Raw genomic sequence first — 19,710 nt, forward strand, 5'->3', positions numbered from 1 at the left:
TTGTGCAGACTCGCAGGAGGGCGGTCGCGCATCCGCCCGTGAGCCAGAGCGAGGAGACGCCATGATCACGCACGAGGTGCGAGCCCGGAAGTCCGCCGAGAACCTGCCCCGCGAGGAGCAGCTCGCGTGGAAGATCGCCCAGGTCGCCGTCGACCCCGTCGAGGTCGAGGGCGACGTCGTCGAGATGATCGCGAACCGCATCATCGACAACGCGGCCGTCGCGGTCGCGAGCCTCAACCGCGCGCCGGTCGTCTCGGCCCGCGAGCAGGCGCAGCGCCACCCGTACGCGCCCGGCGCCGCGATCTTCGGCATCGACGACCGCGTGAGCCCCGAGTGGGCGGCGTGGGCGAACGGCGTCGCCGTGCGCGAGCTCGACTTCCACGACACCTTCCTCGCGGCCGACTACTCGCACCCGGGAGACAACATCCCGCCGATCCTCGCGGTCGCGCAGCACCTCGGCTGCGACGGCGCCGCGCTCGTGCGCGGCCTCGCGACCGGCTACGAGATCCAGGTCGACCTCGTGCGCGCCATCAGCCTGCACAAGCACAAGATCGACCACGTCGCGCACCTCGGGCCGTCGGCCGCGGCGGGCATCGGCTCGATGCTCGGCCTCGAGGCCGAGACGATCTTCCAGGCCATCGGGCAGGCGCTCCACACGACGACCGCGACGCGCCAGTCGCGCAAGGGCGAGATCTCCACCTGGAAGGCGCACGCGCCCGCGTTCGCCGGCAAGATGGCGGTCGAGTCGGTCGACCGCGCGATGCGCGGCCAGACGAGCCCCGTGCCGATCTACGAGGGCGAGGACGGCTTCATCGCCTGGCTGCTCGACGGCTGGGAGGGCGTCTACCACGTGCCGCTGCCCGCGCCGGGCGAGCCGAAGCGCGCGATCCTCGACACCTACACGAAGGAGCACTCGGCCGAGTACCAGGCGCAGGCGTGGATCGACCTCGCCCGCCGCCTCGGCACCGAGCGCCCCGAGCTGCGCGACCCCGCGAACATCGCCTCGATCGTCCTGCACACGAGCCACCACACGCACTACGTGATCGGCTCGGGCGCGAACGACCCGCAGAAGTACGACCCGACCGCGAGCCGCGAGACGCTCGACCACTCGATCCCGTACATCGTCGCGGTCGCGCTGCAGGACGGCGGCTGGCACCACGTCGACTCCTACGCGCCCGAGCGCACCTCGCGCCCCGACACCGTCGAGCTCTGGAACAAGATCTCGACGCTCGAGGATGCGGTGTGGACGGAGCGCTATCACGACCCGGACCCCGACAAGAAGGCGTTCGGCGGCCGCATCGTCATCACGCTCACGTCCGGCGAGACGATCGAGGACGAGATCTCGGTGGCGGATGCGCACCCGGCCGGGGCGCGCCCGTTCGGCCGTGCGGAGTACGTGCAGAAGCTGCGCACGCTCGCGCAGGGCATCATCGACGACGCCGAGCTCGACCGCTTCCTCGGCCTCGTCGAGCGCCTGCCGGAGCTGACGCCTGCGGAGGTGCGCGAGCTCAACCTCCGCGCCCCCGCCGGCACCGTCGACGCCGGCACGACGCAGGGCATCTTCTAGTGCTCTCGAGCTCCGTCACCCCGAACGAGAAGCGCAAGGCGTTCCGGGCGGGGCTCGCCTCCGGGCGCATCCAGCGCTTCCCGGGGGCGTTCACGCCGCTCACCGCGCCGCTCATCCAGCGGCTCGGCTTCGAGGGCGCCTACATCTCGGGCGCCGTCATGTCGGCCGAGCTCGGGCTGCCCGACATCGGCCTTACGACGCTCTCGGAGGTCGCCGAGCGCGGCCGGCAGATCTCGCGCATGACCGATCTGCCGACGCTCATCGACGCCGACACCGGCTTCGGCGAGGCCATGAACGTCGCGCGCGCGGTGCACGAGCTCGAGGACGCGGGCGTCGCGGGCCTCCACCTCGAGGACCAGGTCAACCCCAAGCGGTGCGGCCACCTCGACGGCAAGGAGGTCGTCGCGCTCGACAAGGCCGTGCAGCGCATCGCCGCTGCCGTGAGCGCCCGCCGCGACAGCGACCTCGTCATCATGGCGCGCACCGACATCCGCGGGGTCGCGGGCCTCGAGGCTGCGAAGGACCGCGCGAAGGCACTCGAGGCCGCCGGCGCCGACGCGATCTTCCCCGAGGCGATGGCGACGCTCGAGGAGTTCGCCGCCATCCGCGAGGCCGTCGACGTGCCGATCCTCGCCAACATGACGGAGTTCGGGAAGAGCGCGCTCTTCACGCACCAGCAGCTCGAGGACGTCGGTGTCAACATCGCCATCCATCCCGTGTCGCTGCTGCGCATCGCGATGGGCGCGATCGAGCGCGAGCTCGGCCTCCTCAAGGAGACCGGCACGCTCGACGGCGCCGTCGAGCGCATGCAGACGCGCGCGCGGCTCTACGAGCTCAACGACTACGCCGCCTACAACGCGTTCGACGAGGGCGTGTTCAACTTCGACGTGCCGTCGGGGGAGCGCGCGTGAGCCTGCTCTTCTCGCCCGTCGCGGTCGGCCCGCTCGAGGCGCGCAACCGCGCGTGGGTCTCGCCGATGTGCCAGTACTCCTGCGAGGAGCAGGACGGCATGCCGAACGACTGGCACCGCGAGCACCTGGCGTCCTTCGCGCGCGGCGGCGCGGGCCTCGTGATGACCGAGGCCGCGGCCGTCGTGCCGGAGGGCCGCATCTCGCCGCAGGACGCGGGCATCTGGGACGACGCGCAAGCGGAGGCGTGGGCGCCGATCGCCGCCCGCATCCGCGCCCACGGCGCCGTGCCCGCGATGCAGCTCGCGCACGCGGGCCGCAAGGCCTCGACCTATCGCGAGTGGAGCGGGCGCGGCACCGTGCCCGAGTCGGAGGGCGGCTGGCAGACGGTGGGCGCCGGCTCGGAGCCGTTCGGCCGCTACGCGCCGCCGCGCGCCCTCGCCTCCGACGAGGTCGCGCAGCTGCCGCAGGCGTTCGCGGATGCCGCGCGCCGCGCCGTCGCCGCCGGCTTCGAGGCGCTCGAGGTGCACGCCGCGCACGGCTACCTCCTGCATCAGTTCCTCTCGCCGATCACGAACTCGCGCTCCGACGAGTGGGGGCCGGATGCGTCGGGCCTGTCGACGAGGCTCCTGCGGCTCGTCGTCGAGGCCGTCCGCGAGGCCGCGCCCGAGGTCGCGCTCATGGTGCGGCTCAGCGCCACCGACTGGGTCGAGGGCGGCATCGACACGGCGCGCACGATCGAGCACGTGCGGGTCGCAGCCGCAGCGGGCGCCGACTGGTTCGACCTCTCCTCCGGCGGGCTCGACCCGCGGCAGGAGATCCCGCTCGGGCCCGGCTACCAGGTGCACTTCGCGCGCGACGTGCGCGCCGCGACCGGCGCGAAGGTCAACGCCGTCGGGCTCATCGACGAGCCGACGCACGCCGAGCAGCTGCTCGCCGACGGCGACGCCGACGCGGTCATGCTCGCGCGCGCGTGGCTGCGCAACCCGCACTGGGCCCTCGCGGCCGAGGCAGCCCTCGACGGCGTGCCCGACGCATCCGTCTGGCCTCCGCAGTATCGGCGGGCGCGCCAGGCCTGACGCGGGTTCAGGTGCCGGTGACGAGGCGGACGCCGTCGGCGATCTTCGAGAGCACGTAGGCCGGCACGCGACCGACGGGGAAGGGATCGACGAACTCGCGGCTCACCGGTCCGAGCTGCGAGACGACGGCGACGGAGTCGCGATCGAGCCCCGAGGCATCAACCGGGACGAGCACGTTCCCGGGGAAGGCTTCGAGCGCGACGTTCGAGGTGAGCGGCACGACGAGCACGGTCGCGATGGCGGTCGCGAGCAGCCAGTCCTCCTGCAGCACCACGGCGGGGCGCCGCTTCGCCGGCTCCGAGCCCTGAGGCGAGCCGAAGTCGACCCATACGACGTCCCCGTGAGCGATCACCAGTCGGTGCCCTCGCTGATGATGCGCTCCGACTCCCGGAGCATCGGGCTGTCGGCGGACGGCTGACCGACGCGGGCGATGACTGCGTCTGCCAGCGCGGTGAGCTCTGCCTCGCCCTCGAGCTCGTCGGCGAGCTTCCGGCCGGCGCGTCGGTAGAACTCCGAGCGATTCATGCCATGCCGCGCAGCGATCCGCTCGAAGCGCTCGAAGTCGTCGTTCGGGATCGAGATCGCCGTCTTCATGGGGTCAAGTATAACCAGTCATACTCGGAAGTTCCAGCGGTGCATGCCGTACAGTGCTGGCGACTGCTCAGCGCGGAGCGCAGCCGAGCGGGTCGCGATCCGACCCACGGCTCTCGCGCACGGAGGGCGGTCCCTTCCAGAACGAGGAGCCGGCATGACGATCGACCTGACCACCTACGCCCTGAGCGACGAGGAGCTCGACCTCGCCCGGGCGGTGCGCGACTTCGCCGACAAGGTCGTCGCGCCCGCCTCCTACGAGGCCGACCGCACGAAGACGCTCCCGATGGACGTCGTCGCGCAGATGGGCGAGCTCGGCCTGTTCGGCATCCCGTTCCCCGAGGAGCACGGCGGCCAGGGCGGCGACTACTTCACGCTCGGGCTCGCGATCGAGGCCCTCGCGCGCGTCGACCAGTCGATCGCGATCACGCTCGAGGCGGGGGTGAGCCTCGGCGCGATGCCCATCCACCTCTTCGGCACCGAGGAGCAGAAGGCCGAGCTGCTGCCCGACCTGCTCGAGGGGCGCGCGCTCGCCGGCTTCGGCCTCACCGAGCCCGAGGCGGGCTCCGACGCCGGCGCGACGCGCACGACCGCGCGGCTCGAGGGCGACGAGTGGGTCGTCAACGGCGCGAAGCAGTTCATCACGAACTCCGGCACGCCCATCACGCGCTTCGTGACCGTGACCGCCGTGACGGGGGAGCGGGACGGCCGCAAGGAGATCTCGACGATCATCGTGCCGAACGGCACGCCGGGCTTCACGGTCGAGGCGCCCTACGACAAGGTCGGCTGGCACGCCTCCGACACGCACCCGCTGACGTTCCGCGACGCGCGCGTGCCCGCGGGGAACCTGCTCGGGCAGCGCGGGCGCGGCTTCGCCGGCTTCCTGCACATCCTCGACGAGGGGCGCATCGCGATCGCGGCGCTCGCGACGGGCGCTGCGGAGGGCTGCCTCGAGGCGGCGATCGACTACGCGAAGCAGCGCACCGTCTTCGGCGAGCCGCTCGCGACCCGGCAGAACGTGCAGTTCGTCATCGCGCGCATGCAGTCGCGCGTGCACGGCGCGCGGCTCGCGTGGCACCACGCGGCGCGGCTGCGGGATGCGGGGAAGCCCTTCAAGACCGAGGCCGCGATCGCGAAGCTCGTCTCGAGCGAGGCGGCGATGGACAACGCGCGCGACGCGACCCAGATCTTCGGCGGCAACGGCTTCATGAACGAGTACCCCGTCGCGCGGCACTACCGCGACTCGAAGATCCTCGAGATCGGCGAGGGCACGAGCGAGGTGCAGCTGCTCGTCGTGGCGAGGGCGCTCGGTCTGGCCTGAGCGCTCCCGTCCGCCGTTCGTCGAGTAGCCGCCCCTCCGTTCGTCGAGTAGCCGCCCGCTCCGTCGGTCGAGTAGCCCGCGCCCTCCGTTGGTCGAGTAGCCCGCGCCCTCCGTTGGTCGAGTAGCCCGCGCAGCGGGCGTATCGAGACCGAATCGCTCTCGTCTCGATACGCCGCTGCGCGGCTGCTCGACGAACGGGGGGGTGAACCGGGCGGCTACACCGACGGTGCGAACTCGAACGCCGGCTCCGCGTTCGCGCCCGTCGTGCCGTGCTCGGCGCCGTCCTCGACGAACGCCTTGAGCCGCGCGTTGAGGTCTGCCCAGCCGTAGTCGTAGCCCGACGCCGCCTCCCGGGTGTCGCCCTCGCCCCACAGCCGCATCGCGTCGTGGACGACGGTCACGCGCGTGCCGGCATCCGTCGCCTCGAGCTCGTAGCGCGCCTCGCCCGTCCACGCCGGGCCCATGCCCATCTGCCCGGTCCAGGCGTAGGCGCGGCCCGGCTCGCACGCGGTCACGATGCCCCAGAGGGCGGTCGCCTCGCCCTGCCGCTCGAGCACGGCCTCGCCCGCGCGCTGCGGGAACTCGAGCGACTGGTCGCCGCCCTCGAGCAGCAGGTAGGGCGAGCCCCACCAGCGGTGCGGCTCGTCGACGAGCGCCTGCCAGACGTGCTCGACGGGGGCGGCCATCTCGATCGCCTGGCGGACGTGGAACTCGTTCATGTCGGTCTCCTCCTGCGGTGGCGCCTCCGCGAGGCGCCGCAAGCTGTCGAGCGAGTGCGCGGTGCGCGCGCTCGCCGGGTCGAGCCACCCGATGGTGGCCTGGTAGAGGGCGGATGCGTTGAGGGCGTTCTCGCGCTCGCGGCCGCGGTCGGTCACGAGCACGAGATCGGCGTCGCGCAGCACCTGCAGGTGCCGCTGCGTCGCGAATCGGCTGGGGGAGAGGCCGGCCGCGGCGATCGCCTCGTGGAGGCGACCGGTCGACGCGGGCCGCTCGCGCAGCGCATCGAGGATGCGCCGGCGCGCGGGGTGCGAGAGGGCCGACCACACGGCGTCGTGCTGGGTCATCTCGCTCCTCGGAAGACGTGTGCGGAAAACCGCACACGTCGATGGTGCCGCCGCGCGGAGCGGCCGTCAAGGGCGGCCCTCGGACCGACCGGCACCTCGTTCGCCCGGCGAACGAGTTCCGAGCCAGGGTGGCCTAGAGTCAGAGGCGGTTCCCCGCCTCTCGACCTAGGAGCACCATGGCCGACATCAAGAAGGGCCTCGCCGGTGTCATCGCAGACACCACCGAGATCTCGAAGGTCAACCCCGACACGAACTCGCTGCTCTACCGCGGCTACCCCGTGCAGGAGCTCGCGCTCACCCAGCCCTTCGAAGCCGTCGCGCACCTGCTGTGGCACGGCGACCTGCCCACCGACGAGCAGCTCGCCGAGATGCGCGCGAAGGAGCGCGAGCACCGGGCGCTCCCCGAGAATGTCAAGACGGTCATGGATGCGCTCCCCACGACCGCGCACCCCATGGACGTCGTGCGCACGGCCGTGAGCATCGTCGGGGCCAACGATCCTTCGACCGAGGACGCATCCGCCGACTTCGAGAAGGCCTTCCGGCTCTTCGCCGTGCTGCCGGCGATCGTGAGCTACGAGCAGCGCCGGCGCAACGGGCAGGACCTCGTCGAGCCGCGCGACGACCTCGACTACGCCGCGAACTTCCTCTGGATGTCGTTCGGCGAGGAGGCCGACCCGGTCGTCGTCGAGGCGTTCAACCAGTCGATGGTGCTCTACGCCGAGCACTCGTTCAACGCATCCACCTTCACCGCCCGCGTCATCACCTCGACGCTCGCCGACCTCTACTCCGCCGTCACCGGCGCGATCGGCGCGCTCAAGGGGCACCTGCACGGCGGCGCGAACGAGGCCGTCATGCAGGTCTTCGAGGAGGTCGGCTCAGCCGACCGGGCGGATGCGTGGCTGCAGTCCGCGCTCGACGAGAAGCGCAAGATCATGGGCTTCGGGCACCGCGTCTACAAGAACGGCGACTCGCGCGTGCCGACGATGCGCGCCGCGCTCGAGCGGCTCGTCGAGCACTACGAGCGGCCCGACATGCTCGAGATGTACCGCGCGCTCGAGCAGGCGATGGCCGACCGGAAGCCCATCAAGCCCAACCTCGACTTCCCCTCGGGGCCGGCCTACGCGCTCATCGGCTTCGACGTGCCGATCTTCACGCCGCTGTTCGTCGCCGCGCGCGTGACGGGCTGGACCGCCCACATCATCGAGCAGCGCGCGAACAACGCGCTCATCCGCCCCCTCTCGGAGTACGTCGGCGTCGACGAGCGGCATGTGCCGGGCATCGACGCCGAGGCGCTGCCGGAGGACACGTCCACCATCGAGGAGACCGAGTGACCACGACCATCCCCACCCTGCAGCTCAACGACGGCCGCACGATCCCGCAGCTCGGGTTCGGCGTCTTCAAGGTCGACCCGGCTGAGACGGAGCGCATCGTCACCGAGGCGCTCGAGGCCGGCTACCGCCACATCGACACCGCGGCGATCTACCGCAACGAGGAGGGCGTCGGCCGCGCGATCGCAGCCTCCGGCATCCCGCGCGACGAGCTCTTCATCACCACGAAGCTCTGGAACGACCGCCGCGGCGCTGCCGAGACGCGCGCCGCGATGGGCGAGAGCCTCGAGAAGCTCGGGCTCGACCACGTCGACCTCTACCTCATCCACTGGCCCGCGCCCGCGAACGGCAGCGTCGTCGAGACGTGGGAGACCTTCGCCGAGCTGCGCTCGGAGGGGCTCACGACCTCGATCGGCGTCTCGAACTTCGACGAGCGCTTCCTGCCCGAGGTGCTGGGGACCGGCATCGTGCCGGCGATCGACCAGATCGAGCTGCACCCGCAGTTCCAGCAGCGCGCGGCGACGGCGCTCGCCGCCGAGCACGACATCAAGATCGAGGCATGGGGCCCGCTCGGCCAGGGCAAGGTCGACTACTCGGCGACGGTCATCGGCGAGATCGCCGAGCGCCTCGGCGTCTCGTGGGCGCAGGTGACGCTCGCGTGGCACCTCGCCGCCGGCCGCATCGTCTTCCCGAAGTCGAACCGCCGCGAGCGCATGGTCGAGAACCTCGCCGCCGCCGAGGTGACGCTCTCGGCCGACGACATCGCCGCGATCGACGCGCTCGACCAGGGCGCGGCCGGCCGCGTCTCGGCCGACCCCGCCGACGCGAACTAGCGCTCGGCGCTTCTCCGCGACCGGCGCGCTTGGTCGCCTTCCGCGACTCGACCCCTTCTCGCTCGCTCGACCCGTTGCAACGGGTCGAGTCGGCGAGGAGGGGTCGACTCGTTCGCCGGCAGGGGTCGGGTCGGCGCGAAGCGGTCGAGTCGCTCGGAACGGGTCGCGCCGCGGTCAGCGCAGCAGCGCCGCGATGCGCGGGCCGAGCGCCTCGGCGACCCGCTCCTGGTCGCGGTCGCCCTTCGCCACGAGGAAGGAGTGGTCGCCGCCGGCGACCCAGTCGACGCGCGCATCGGGCAGCCGCTCGACGAGCCGGTCGAGCAGGTCGCCCGACTGGAACGGGTCGTTCGTGCCCTGCAGGAACCGCTGCGGCAGCGCGATCGCGTCGAGGTGCGCGTCTTTGAGCCGCTCGGGCTTGCCGGGCGAGTGCAGCGGGTAGCCGAGGTAGAGGAGCCCCGCGGCGGGCATGCCGCTCGCGACCGCGGCGGCCGCCATGCGCCCGCCGAACGACTTGCCGCCCGCCCACGGTGCGTGCGGCAGGAGCGGTGCCACCGCATCCATCACCGCGAGCCACGTCGCGATCGCGCTCGGCTCCCGCTCGGGCTGGCGCTTGCCGGCCTGCGCGTTGGGGAAGCTCGCGCGAGCGACCGCGACGCCCGCGCGCACGAGCCCGCGCGCGGCGCCGACCATCCAGGGGCTCGTCGCCGAGCCGCCCGCGCCGTGCATGAGCACGAGGCTCGCCCACGCGTGACGCGGCACCTCGACGATCGCGTCGACGTGCGGCACGGTCGGGTGCTCGATCGCGACGGGCACGATGCTGGTCTCGTCGAGCGCGTGGGTGTCCATGCCTCGAGCCTCGCATGCCTCGCTCTCCACAGGCGGGCGGATGCGTCGCACGCGCCCGGCGCGGATCCTGCGACCCTGCGCGGCATGGAGCCATCGATCGCCGACGAGGCGGAGTCCTACCTGCACGGCTTGCTCGAGGAGTGGGCGGTGCCGCAGCCCGGCGAGTGCATCGCCTGCTACCTCGACCGCGCGCTCGAGGCCGGCGGCTGCGACGGCGACCTGCGCTTCGCCGAGCGCTACCGCGACCTCGTCGCGCCTCGCGCGACGGCGCTGCTCGCGCGGCTCGAGTCGGCCGGCGGCTACTGCGACTGCGAGGTGCTCGTCAACGCGATGCAGCCCGCGTGGCACCTGTGGTCGACGAGCCGCGAGATCGAGGTCGACGGCAGCACGATCGTGCTCGAGGCCGAGCCGCCCGAGTCGATGCCGCCGTGCCTCGGCGTGCGGCGCGGGTCGACGCAGCCGTGCCGCAACTGGCACCGGATGATCCGGCGCGGTCGGTGGTGAGCCGCGTGGCGCCGTGCTCGCGCGGGCCGCCGTGCTCGCGCGGGCCGAGCGAGCACGCGGCGCCCAGCCTCGCGGAGTAGCGTCCCGCGCATGGAGCGACCCGTCGACAACCGGCTCGCGCACGCGACGAGCGAGTACTTGCGGCTGCACGCCGACAACCCGGTCGACTGGCGCGAGTGGGGCGAGGAGGCCTTCGCCGAGGCGCGCGAGCGCGGCGTGCCGGTGTTCGCGTCGGTCGGCTACGCGACGTGCCACTGGTGCCACGTCATGGCGCGCGAGTCCTTCGCCGATCCCGAGATCGGGCAGCGGCTGCGCGAGGGCTTCGTCGCCATCAAGGTCGACCGGGAGGAGCGGCCCGACGTCGACGACGCGCTCATGAGCGCCGCGAGCGCCTTCACCCGCAACCTCGGCTGGCCGCTGAGCGTCTTCCTCACGCCCGACGGGCTGCCGTTCTTCGCCGGCACCTACTTCCCGCCCACGAGCCGGCAGGGCGTGCCGGGGTTCGGCGAGCTGCTCACCGCGATCGGGCAGGCGTACCGGGAGCAGTCGGATGCGGTCCTCGCGACCGCGGCGCGCGTGCAGGAGGCGCTGCGCGACGCAGCGCGGGGGAGCGGCGGCGACGCGCCGACCGCCGTGGAGGCGCGCGCGGCGATCGCCTCGGTCGAGTCGGTCGAGGACACGTGGCACGGCGGCCTCGGCGAGGGGCAGAAGTTCCCGCAGCCGGGCCTCATCGTCGCGCTCGCGGAGCCGCGCACGGCCGCGCTCGCGTCGGGCCTCGCCGAGCGGCTGCTCGATGCGGCCGCCGGCGACGACGAGGTGGTCGCGGCAGGCGGCTACTCGAGCCTGCGCGGCCGCGACGGCGGCTTCTTCCGCTACGCGACGCAGCGCGACTGGACGGTGCCGCACTTCGAGCGGATGCTCGTCGACAACGCGCAGCTGCTGCACGCCGCGACGCTGCTCGGCCGCGAGACCGTCGCCGCCGGCACCGTCGGCTTCCTCGGCGACGTGCTACGACTGCCGGGCGGCGCGTTCGCGATCGCCGAGGACGCCGAGTCGACCGTCGACGGCGAGCGCGTCGAGGGCGGCTGGCACCTCGCCGCCGATCCGGACGCGCCGGGCGTCGAGCGGCCACCGCTCGACCGGCTCGTCGTCACCGCCGCGAACGGGCTCGCGATCGAGGCGCTCGCGATCCGAGCGCTCCGCGACGCCGACGAGCGCGCGCTCGCGCTCGCCCGGGGCGCCGCCGAGTTCCTGCTCGAGCACCACGCCGCCGACCCCGCCGCGCTCGTGCACGCGAGCCTCGAGGACCGCCCCTCGAGCGCCGCGGCGACGGCCGCCGACGCCGGCTGCCTTGCCTCGGGGCTGCTCGCGCTCACCGCCGCGACCGGCGAAGCCCGCTGGGCGATCGCGGCGCGCGCGCTCCTCGCGGCAGCGCCCGACCCCGCGGCGCCCACCGCGCAGGGCCCGGCCCTGGAGCGCGGTCCCGACTCCGACGGCGACGCGCCCTCGGGGCGCTCCGCGCTAGCGGGCGCGCTGCAGCAGCTCTACGCCCTCACAGGCGACGCCGCCCACCTGGAGCAGGCGCAGCGCGTGCTCGACGCGAGCCTCGCGATGCGGAACCCGCTCGCGGGCGCCGCGACGCTGCGCGTCGCCGCGCTGCTCGCCGAGCCGCCGCGCACGACCGTGCTCATCGGCGACCCGCCGATCGAGCACCGGCGCGAGCCGGGCGCGGTCATCGCATCGCCCGCGCAGGCGGCAGAGCTCGCGGCAGCGGGCTTCTCGCTCTTCGAGGGCAAGACCGCTCCCGGCGCCTACCGCTGCGAGGCCTTCGTCTGCGAGCTCCCCGAGCGCTACTGACCGGCCGCCGAGGCGCTATCCACCCGCTCGGCGCTCGTTCTGCAGGCGATCCGGGCTGCTCGAGGGGAATGCTCTCTCCGCAGACCCGGATCACCTGCAGAACGAATGAAGCGGGTTTGTCAGCGGCCCGGCCACATCGGCGGCCAGTAGCGCAGCCGGATGAGGTCCGACTCGAGCTGGATGCCGTACCAGACGGGCATGAACCACAGCGAGACCGCGATGGCGACCACGACGACCACGGCGATGACCGACCAGCCCGCCGCGCGCCGCTCGGCGCCGTCGTCGACGTCGGCGGGCGACGGGACGGCGGCGGCGACGTCGGTCTCGAGCCGGGTCGACGCATCCGCCCTCAGCCTCGCCGGCCCGACGAGCAGCTGCAGCGCGAAGGCGAGGCCGATCACCATGAACGGCAGCATCACGATCGCGTAGAAGAAGAAGATCGTGCGCTCGGGCACGAGCAGCCACGGCACGTAGCCGGCCGCGACGGCGACGAGCAGGAAGCCCGCGCGGCGGTCGAGCGAGCGGCCGAAGTGGAACAGCAGCACGCCGAGCGCCACCACGGAGCCGTACCAGATGAGCAGGTTGGGCAGCGCCGTCACCCACCACGTGCCCTCCGAGCCCGAGACCATCTCGAAGCCCGTCGGGCGGCCCAGGTAGAACCACTCGAAGGCCGGCGACTGGTAGCTGTGGTCGTTCGTGAGCCCGACGTGGAAGCCGAACTGCTGCACGTGGTACTGCCACAGCGACTGCAGGCCGAGCGGCACCCACGCGAGCAGGCCGCCCCAGCGCAGGTCGGCGCGCTCGAGCATGAGCTGCGAGCCCCAGCCGCCGTCGAACCAGCCGGCGTAGCTCGCGACGTAGACGACGAGCGCCGGCCCGCACAGCAGCACGAAGCTCGCGGGCGCTTGCGAGAGCAGCGTGCCGAGCCACGCGGAGCGATAGCCCGCGCGGCGCCGATCGAGCACGTCCATCAGCACGGTCCACAGGCCGAACGCGGCGAGGAACGCGGCGCCCGACCACTTCGTCGCGCACGCGGCGCCGAGCAGCACGCCCGCGACGATGATCCACGGCCGGTTCCAGAAGGCGGCGAGGATGCGCCGAGGCCGGTCGGCGAGGGCGCGCACGGTGCGCGCGGGCGAGCCGCGCCGGTCGATGAGCAGCGCGCCCGCCCCGGCGAGCACGAACATCGCGAGCACCCCGTCGAGCAGCGCCGTGCGGCTCATGACGATCGCGAGCCCGTCGATCGCCATGAGGAAGCCCGCGAGGCTCGCGAACGCGACCGACCGCAGCAGGCCGCGCGCGACCGCGTACGTCAGGCCGACGACCGCGATGCCGGCGAGCGCGCTCGGCAGCCGCCACCAGAACGGGTCGGCCACGCCGAACACGGCCATCGCCATGCCGATGATCCACTTCCCGAGCGGCGGGTGCACGACGTAGTCGGGCTCGTCGGTGAGGCCACCGGGGTCGCCGGCCTCGAAGCGCTCGTCGCTGCCCTCGACCCACTCGCCCTCGTAGCCGAGCTGCCACGTCGACCAGCCCTCCTTGACGTAGTAGGTCTCGTCGAAGACGAGCACGCCAGGGTGGCCGAGGTTCGCGAGCCGCACGATCGCGGCGAGCGCGAGGATGGCGACCGGTGCGCCGACCTCGATGCGGCGGCGGATGCGCGGCTCGTGCAGGCGCCGCTCGACGGCGGTGTACGCGGAGGTGAGGCGCCCGCGCGCGCGGCCGGATCGGCGCGCGCGAGCCGACTCGGCTGCCGCCTCGTCGCTCGGCTCGGCGGGTGCCGACTCGACCACCGCGTCGTCGCGGTCGTCGACGCCGTCGGCGTCGTCGGCAGTGCGGGGCAGGGTCACACGCCCGATTGTCGCATCGCTCCTCGTCGGCTGAGCCGCTCCGCGCGTCCGCCCCTCCGCCGGCTGAGCCGCTCCGCGCGCGCGAGCGCGCTGAGCGTGTCGAAGCCGATCGGCTGCCGCGTGCGCTTCGACTCGGTCTGCGCCCTGCGGGCGCGGACCGGCTCAGCGACCGGAAAGGTCGGTGCGGCGGCGCCGCGGGCTAGCCTGGCCGGGTGATCATCCTCGGGGCGACGCCCATCGGCAACCTCGGCGATGCGAGCGGGCGGCTCCGCGAGGCGCTCGCCTCGGCGCCGGTCATCGCCGCGGAGGACACCCGCACGGCCCGCCAGCTGCTCCGCGCGCTCGGCATCGAGGCGCAGCCGCAGCTCGTCGCCCTGCACGAGCACAACGAGGAGGCGGCCTCGCCCGCGCTCGTCGACCGGGCTCGCGAGAGCGACGTGCTCGTGCTCACCGACGCCGGCATGCCCACCGTGAGCGACCCCGGCTTCCGGCTCGTGCAGGCGGCCGTCGCCGCGGGCGTCGAGGTGACGTGCCTGCCGGGCCCTTCCGCCGTGCTCACGGCGCTCGCGCTCTCGGGCCTGCCGACCGACCGCTTCGCGTTCGACGGCTTCCTGCCGCGCAAGGCGGGGGAGCGCGACCGCATGCTCGCCGCGATCGCCCGCGAGGAGCGCACCGTCGTGCTCTTCGAGGCGCCGCACCGGCTCGCCGAGTCGATCGAGGCGATCGACCGCGAGATGCCCGGCCGACGCATCGCCGTCGCGCGCGAGCTCACGAAGCGCTTCGAGGAGGTGCGCCGCGGCACGGCCGCCGAGCTGCTCGACTGGGCGCGCGCGGGCGTCAAGGGCGAGATCGTCATCGTCGTCGAGGGCGCAGCGCCCGTGCTCGCCGACCTCGACGCCGCCGTCGAGCAGGTGCTGCGGCTCAAGGAGGGCGGGATGCGCCTCAAGGACGCCGCGGCCGAGGTCGCGGAGGCGACCGGGCACCCGCGGAACGCGCTCTACCAGGCCGCGCTGACGAATCCGCCCGCCTGAGCCCCGGCGACCGGCGGCCGGAGGAGCCGGCGGCTCCTAGACTTGAGCCCATGTCTGAGCGCTTCACGGTGACGACGCCGATCTACTACGTCAACGACGTGCCCCACATCGGCCACGCCTACAACGAGGTCGCCACCGACGTCCTCGCCCGCTGGCACCGCATGCGCGGCGACGACACGTGGATGCTCACGGGCACCGACGAGCACGGGCAGAAGATCATGCGCACCGCGGCCGCGAACGGCGTGAGCCCGCAGGAGTGGACGGACCGGCTCGTCGAGACCGCCTGGAAGCCGCAGCTCGAGCTGCTCAACATCGCGAACGACGACTTCATCCGCACGACCGAGGAGCGCCACAAGGCGGGCGTGCGCATCTTCCTCGAGCGCCTCAAGGACGCCGGCTACATCTACCACGGCGAGTTCGAGGGGCAGTACTGCGTCGGGTGCGAGGAGTACAAGACCGCGAACGACCTGGTGCCGGGCACGGGCGAGTTCGAGGGCCAGCTCGTGTGCGCCATCCACTCCCGCCCGATCGAGGTCGTGCGCGAGGCGAACTACTTCTTCAAGCTGAGCGAGTTCGGCGACCGGCTGCTCGCGCTCTACGACGAGCGCCCCGACTACGTGCAGCCCGAGCACGTGCGCAACGAGGTGCGGCAGTTCGTCAAGCAGGGCCTCACGGATCTCTCGATCAGCCGCAACACCTTCGACTGGGGCATCAAGGTGCCGTGGGACGAGAGCCACGTCGTCTACGTGTGGTTCGAGGCGCTGCTCAACTACATCACCGCGAACGGCTACGGCGTCGACGACGAGCTCTTCGCGCGCCGCTGGCCGGCCGTGCACATCGTCGGCAAGGACATCGCGCGGTTCCACGCCGTCATCTGGCCCGCGATGCAGATGGCCGCGGGCCTGCCGATCTCGGAGCACGTCTTCGGCCACGGCTGGCTGCTGGTCGGCGGCGAGAAGATGTCGAAGTCGAAGGCGACCGGCATCGAGCCGCGGCAGATCACCGACGTCTTCGGCGTCGACGCCTTCCGCTACTACTTCTCGTCGGCGATCGCGTTCGGCTCCGACGGGTCCTTCTCGTGGGAGGACCTCGACGCCCGCTACCACTCCGAGCTCGCCAACGGCCTCGGCAACCTCGCCTCGCGCGTCATCGCGATGGTGCACAAGTACTGCGACGGCGTCGTGCCCGACGTCGCGCCGGACGACGAGATCCGAGACCTCGTGACGGATGCGGTGGGTCGCGCCGACAGCGCGATCGACCGCTTCGCGATCGACCAGGCGGTCGACGCGGCGATGTCGATCGTCGAGCGGCTCAACGGCTACATCACCGAGCAGGCGCCCTGGGTGCTCGCGAAGGACGAGGCGCAGCGCGACCGGCTCGCGCAGGTGCTCGCCTCGAACGTGCACGGCATCGGCGCGGCCGCGATCCTGCTCGCCCCGATCATGCCCGCGAGCGCGCAGGCGCTGTGGGCGGCGGTCGGCGGCGAGGGCGAGGTGCTCGAGCAGCCCATCCGGCAGGCGCACGAGTGGCGCGGCACGGGCCGCGTGACGACGGTGCCGCCGCTGTTCCCGCGGATCGAGCAGGCGGCGCCCGCGGCGTAGGCAGCCCCCGCCGCCCCCCGCTGGTCGAGGAGCCGCCGGAGGCGGCGCATCGAGACCATGTCCCACCCGTCTCGATACGGCGGCTGCGCCGCCTACTCGACGAGCGGGTGGGACGGCGGCTGCGCCGCCTACTCGACGAGCGGGTGGAGCGGGACGAGCGCGCAGGGGCGTAGGGTCTGGCCATGGCGGAGACGACCCACGAGCGCGTCGGCGAGCAGTCGATCGCGCACCGGCGGGAGTTCGACGCGAGCCCTGAGCAGGTGCAGCGGGCGCACACGACCGCGGAGCTCTTCGCGCAATGGATGGGCCCGCGCGGATCCCGCCTGCGCATCGACCGCTTCGAGCCCCACACCGGCGGCCGCTTCGACTACAGGGTGGAGGCCGGCGGCGATTGGCGATTCTGGGGCTCGTACCACGAGGTCGTCGAGGGCCGGATCGTGCACACGTGGGAGCTCCAGCAGGAGCCCGGGCACCCGACGCTCGAGGTGCTCGACTTCCGCGAGCTGCCGGGCGGCCGCTGCGCGCTCGAGATCACCTCGACCTTCGCCTCGAGGGCGGCGTGCGACGCGATGGTCGAGTCGGGCCTCGACGGCGGGATGGACGAGAGCTTCGAGCGCCTCGACGAGCTGCTCGCGCAGCTCGCCCGCTGACCGCTACGAGGCGGGGAGCCGCAGCGCGAACTCCTCGTCGAGGCCGACGACGGCGAGGTCGATCCCGTCGTCGGCGTCGACCTCGACCGGCACCTCGAGCCGGTAGGTGCGCACCGCGGTCGGCGTCGGGCACGCGTCGTCCTGCAGGAACGCGACGACGAGGGACGACTCGCCGCTCGCGACGGGCTCCCCGGCGCTCGGCCAGCAGTCCTGCGCCGCGGGCACCGAGACGGCGAACAGGCTCGGCTCGTCGATCCAGACGGCGACCGCGCCGAGCCGGAGCACGTCGTCGACCGATGCGCCGCTCTGCTGCGGCAGTCCCGGCTCACCGGCGTTGAGCGCTCCGGGCGGCGCCCTCCGCACCGCCTCGACCGCCTCGGCGACGACCGCCGACGCGCCCTGCGCGCTCGACGGGGACGACGCATCCGACCGCTCGGCGTAGCCGACGGGGCTCTCGCTCGCGGCTCCCTGGCCGCTCATCGCGCACCCCGCGGTGGCGAGGCTCGCTGCGATCGTGACGGGCAGTGCGAGTCGAAGGCGCATGCCGCGGGACCTCCTGGGATGTCGTCGGGCATGTCCACGGTGGCAACCGCGCCCCTACAGGGCCTGGACGCCACCCAAGCATTCGCTCTGCTCCCGCCCTCGTAGGCTGGGAGCATGCCTGCCGATCACGACGGAACCGTCCCGCTCGACGTGCCGGAGACGCCCGGCGAGACGGTGCTGCCCGGCGGGGAGTACATCCGCGCGCGGCACGACGACGGCAAGCGCGACATGACGCGGCCCGACGTGCCCGAGCCGCTCGGCGTGCCGATCTACGACAACCACACCCACCTCGAGATCAAGGACGGCGACGACTTCCCCTACTGGAAGGCGCTGGATGCGGCGGGCCGGGCCGGGGTCGCGGGCGTCATCCAGGTGGGTGGCGACGTCGAGTCGTCGGAGTGGTCGGCGGCGCTCGCGCGGCAGGACCCGCGCGTGCTCGCGGCGGTCGCGATCCACCCGAACGAGGCGCCCGGCTACGCAGAGGCCGGCACGCTCGACGAGGCGCTCGCCGTGATCGACCGGCTCGCGGCCGAGCCGCGCGTGCGAGCGGTCGGCGAGACGGGCCTCGACTTCTTCCGCACCGGGGAGGACGGTCGCCGCGCGCAGCACGAGTCGTTCGAGGCGCACATCGAGATCGCGAAGCGGCACGGCATCGCGCTGCAGATCCACGACCGCGACGCGCACGACGCGGTCGTCGAGACGCTCCTGCGGGTCGGGGCGCCCGAGACGACCGTCTTCCACTGCTTCTCGGGCGACGCCGACCTCGCGCGCACCGCCGCCGAGCACGGCTGGTACCTCTCGTTCGCCGGCACCGTGACCTTCTCGAACGCGAAGAACCTGCACGCGGCGCTCGAGGTCGCCGACCGGAGCCGCATCCTCGTCGAGACGGATGCGCCGTTCCTCACTCCCGCGCCGTTCCGCGGGCGGCCCAACAGCCCCTACCTGACGCCGCTCACCGTGCGGTCGATGGCCGAGCGGCTCGGCGTCGACGCCGACGAGCTCGCGGCCGAGACGGCCGAGAACACGCTGCGCGCCTACGGCAGCTGGGCTTAGGACAGCGGGGCCTAGGACAGGTGCGACCGAGCGGCCGTCACGGCAGCTCGAGCACATCCTCCGGCGCGAGCGCGATGACGGCTTCCCGGCCGTCGTGCGACGCCCCGGTGACCGTCACCTCGACGCCGAGCGCGGCGGGGACCTGCTCGGGCAGCGGGAACTCCCAGCCGTAGAGACCGCCGTCGGCGGGGCAGTCCATGTCGCCCTCGGGCTGCGCGAAGGCGACCTCGATCGAGCCGGGGCCCGTCACGGTCGCGCCGATCGGCGTCGCGTTGCAGTCGGGCGCGACCATCGAGCCGACCGTCATGACGGCGAGGGATGCGCCCGGCTCGAGCCACTGGACGGCGACCTGCGGGAGCGTGCCGGGCGGGATGACCGTGTCGAGCGGCGGCAGCTGCTCGGCCGGGATGGGCGTCGGCGCGGTCGCGCCCGGGGCGTCGTCGATGAGCGACGGCTGCGGGTCGGCCGGCGCGGTGAGCACGTCGTCGGGGGAGACGCGCACCTCCCGCGTCTCGCCCTCGCCCTGCAGATCGGTCAGCTGCACGTCGAGCGGCGCCGTGGCGTCGACGGGCTCGGGGAGGCCGAGCGTCCAGCCGTGGAGGGCGAAGTCGGCCGTGCACATCATCGCCGGGTCGGGCGGGTCGAACGCGATCGTGACGGCTTCGCCGTCGAGCTCTGCCGGGTTCGGCTGCGGGATGCAGCCGCCCCCGCCGCCCGAGCCGCCGATGACGACCGCGAGCGACTCGCCGGGCTCCGACCACAGCACCGCGACGCCGTCGGCGGAGACGCGCTCGAAGAGCGCATCGTTCGCGAGCAGCTCCGGCTCGATCGCGACCGGAGCGGCGCCGGCGTCGACGGAGCCGCCGGTCGGCGCGCTCGGGGCGGCCGACTGCCCCGGCGTGCCGCCGCTGCATGCGGCGAGCAGCGCCGCCGCCCCGGTGAGCGCGACGGCCGCGAGCGTGCGCGCTCGCGCGCTCCGACGCATCCGGAACTCTGCCTTGCTTGCCATGGCGGTCTCCCTCGGCCGCGACGCGCGTCGTGTCGCGCGTCTCTGCTTCGCATCCTGCCGCATGCGGCTCGG

The 19,710-nt window shown here is 73.2% G+C and carries 19 protein-coding genes; 12 read left to right on the plus strand and 7 right to left on the minus strand.

The window, feature by feature from the left end; all coding sequences use genetic code 11:
• Window positions 1–61: 61 nt before the first annotated feature.
• The 3 genes from H508_RS0109630 to H508_RS0109640 are packed head-to-tail and all read left to right on the plus strand — an operon-like array spanning window position 62 to window position 3,554.
• Entirely contained in the window at window positions 62–1,567 is a 1,506-nt protein-coding gene (locus tag H508_RS0109630; RefSeq protein ID WP_026373898.1) for an MmgE/PrpD family protein, read from the plus strand.
• Window positions 1,567–2,478 carry a methylisocitrate lyase gene (prpB, locus tag H508_RS0109635; RefSeq protein WP_026373899.1) on the plus strand — a complete coding sequence of 304 codons (912 nt, stop codon included), beginning with the start codon at window positions 1,567–1,569 and terminating at the stop codon, window positions 2,476–2,478. The genes H508_RS0109630 and prpB overlap by 1 nt, the downstream gene beginning before the upstream one ends.
• The gene (locus tag H508_RS0109640) at window positions 2,475–3,554 is read left to right on the plus strand and encodes an oxidoreductase (protein ID WP_026373900.1); all 1,080 of its coding nucleotides are present in this window, start codon (window positions 2,475–2,477) and stop codon (window positions 3,552–3,554) included. Before prpB ends, H508_RS0109640 begins: the two co-directional genes overlap by 4 nt.
• A gap of 7 nt (window positions 3,555–3,561) precedes the next feature.
• Here H508_RS0109640 and H508_RS0109645 read toward each other — a convergent pair whose 3' ends face one another.
• Together H508_RS0109645 and H508_RS0109650 are read right to left on the minus strand one after the other, a co-directional pair.
• Complete coding sequence (locus tag H508_RS0109645; protein WP_026373901.1) at window positions 3,562–3,906, minus strand: type II toxin-antitoxin system PemK/MazF family toxin; 345 nt, start codon at window positions 3,904–3,906, stop codon at window positions 3,562–3,564.
• Complete coding sequence (locus H508_RS0109650; protein ID WP_026373902.1) at window positions 3,903–4,148, minus strand: CopG family transcriptional regulator; 246 nt, start codon at window positions 4,146–4,148, stop codon at window positions 3,903–3,905. The genes H508_RS0109645 and H508_RS0109650 overlap by 4 nt, the downstream gene beginning before the upstream one ends.
• 154 nt (window positions 4,149–4,302) lie before the next feature.
• Here H508_RS0109650 and H508_RS0109655 point away from each other — a divergent pair, with 154 nt between their 5' ends.
• A complete protein-coding gene (locus H508_RS0109655) occupies window positions 4,303–5,466 on the plus strand; it encodes an acyl-CoA dehydrogenase family protein (protein WP_026373903.1) in 1,164 nt (387 codons plus the stop codon).
• Between the two features lie 215 nt (window positions 5,467–5,681).
• Here H508_RS0109655 and H508_RS16825 read toward each other — a convergent pair whose 3' ends face one another.
• On the minus strand, window positions 5,682–6,530 hold the full coding sequence (locus tag H508_RS16825) for an SRPBCC domain-containing protein (RefSeq protein ID WP_051223171.1): 849 nt from the start codon (window positions 6,528–6,530) through the stop codon (window positions 5,682–5,684).
• A gap of 176 nt (window positions 6,531–6,706) precedes the next feature.
• Here H508_RS16825 and H508_RS0109665 point away from each other — a divergent pair, with 176 nt between their 5' ends.
• Entirely contained in the window at window positions 6,707–7,861 is a 1,155-nt protein-coding gene (locus H508_RS0109665; RefSeq protein WP_026373904.1) for a bifunctional 2-methylcitrate synthase/citrate synthase, read from the plus strand.
• Window positions 7,858–8,691, plus strand: a complete 834-nt coding sequence (locus tag H508_RS0109670; RefSeq protein ID WP_035254701.1) for an aldo/keto reductase — start codon at window positions 7,858–7,860, stop codon at window positions 8,689–8,691. The genes H508_RS0109665 and H508_RS0109670 overlap by 4 nt, the downstream gene beginning before the upstream one ends.
• A 174-nt stretch (window positions 8,692–8,865) precedes the next feature.
• Here H508_RS0109670 and H508_RS0109675 read toward each other — a convergent pair whose 3' ends face one another.
• Window positions 8,866–9,537: an alpha/beta hydrolase family protein gene (locus H508_RS0109675; protein WP_051223173.1), complete on the minus strand. Its 672-nt coding sequence runs from the start codon at window positions 9,535–9,537 to the stop codon at window positions 8,866–8,868.
• Window positions 9,538–9,621: 84 nt separating this feature from the next.
• Between H508_RS0109675 and H508_RS0109680 the strand changes: the two genes are divergently transcribed.
• Together H508_RS0109680 and H508_RS0109685 are read left to right on the plus strand one after the other, a co-directional pair.
• Window positions 9,622–10,041: a DUF2695 domain-containing protein gene (locus H508_RS0109680; protein ID WP_026373907.1), complete on the plus strand. Its 420-nt coding sequence runs from the start codon at window positions 9,622–9,624 to the stop codon at window positions 10,039–10,041.
• Window positions 10,042–10,131: 90 nt separating this feature from the next.
• The gene (locus tag H508_RS0109685; RefSeq protein ID WP_026373908.1) at window positions 10,132–11,898 is read left to right on the plus strand and encodes a thioredoxin domain-containing protein; all 1,767 of its coding nucleotides are present in this window, start codon (window positions 10,132–10,134) and stop codon (window positions 11,896–11,898) included.
• A 119-nt stretch (window positions 11,899–12,017) separates the two neighbouring features.
• Here the strand turns inward: H508_RS0109685 and H508_RS15670 are convergent, their stop codons facing one another.
• Window positions 12,018–13,751: a dolichyl-phosphate-mannose--protein mannosyltransferase gene (locus tag H508_RS15670; RefSeq protein ID WP_051223175.1), complete on the minus strand. Its 1,734-nt coding sequence runs from the start codon at window positions 13,749–13,751 to the stop codon at window positions 12,018–12,020.
• A 212-nt stretch (window positions 13,752–13,963) separates the two neighbouring features.
• Here H508_RS15670 and rsmI point away from each other — a divergent pair, with 212 nt between their 5' ends.
• The 3 genes from rsmI (at window position 13,964) to H508_RS0109710 (ending at window position 17,033) form a co-directional block, all read left to right on the plus strand.
• The gene (rsmI, locus tag H508_RS0109700) at window positions 13,964–14,782 is read left to right on the plus strand and encodes a 16S rRNA (cytidine(1402)-2'-O)-methyltransferase (protein WP_026373909.1); all 819 of its coding nucleotides are present in this window, start codon (window positions 13,964–13,966) and stop codon (window positions 14,780–14,782) included.
• A 50-nt stretch (window positions 14,783–14,832) separates the two neighbouring features.
• On the plus strand, window positions 14,833–16,383 hold the full coding sequence (gene metG / locus H508_RS0109705; protein WP_026373910.1) for a methionine--tRNA ligase: 1,551 nt from the start codon (window positions 14,833–14,835) through the stop codon (window positions 16,381–16,383).
• 182 nt (window positions 16,384–16,565) lie between these two features.
• Window positions 16,566–17,033 carry an SRPBCC domain-containing protein gene (locus H508_RS0109710; RefSeq protein ID WP_026373911.1) on the plus strand — a complete coding sequence of 156 codons (468 nt, stop codon included), beginning with the start codon at window positions 16,566–16,568 and terminating at the stop codon, window positions 17,031–17,033.
• A 3-nt stretch (window positions 17,034–17,036) separates the two neighbouring features.
• On the opposite strand, the gene H508_RS15675 is transcribed toward H508_RS0109710, so the two are convergent.
• Window positions 17,037–17,513: a hypothetical protein gene (locus H508_RS15675; RefSeq protein ID WP_156906055.1), complete on the minus strand. Its 477-nt coding sequence runs from the start codon at window positions 17,511–17,513 to the stop codon at window positions 17,037–17,039.
• Window positions 17,514–17,804: 291 nt separating this feature from the next.
• Between H508_RS15675 and H508_RS0109720 the strand changes: the two genes are divergently transcribed.
• Window positions 17,805–18,629, plus strand: a complete 825-nt coding sequence (locus H508_RS0109720; RefSeq protein WP_245569518.1) for a TatD family hydrolase — start codon at window positions 17,805–17,807, stop codon at window positions 18,627–18,629.
• Window positions 18,630–18,666: 37 nt separating this feature from the next.
• On the opposite strand, the gene H508_RS0109725 is transcribed toward H508_RS0109720, so the two are convergent.
• Window positions 18,667–19,638 (minus strand): hypothetical protein, encoded by a 972-nt coding sequence (locus H508_RS0109725; protein ID WP_156906056.1) that lies wholly within the window; start codon window positions 19,636–19,638, stop codon window positions 18,667–18,669.
• Window positions 19,639–19,710: the final 72 nt, after the last annotated feature.

The organism is Agrococcus lahaulensis DSM 17612 (assembly GCF_000425105.1).
GTDB lineage: Bacteria > Actinomycetota > Actinomycetes > Actinomycetales > Microbacteriaceae > Agrococcus > Agrococcus lahaulensis.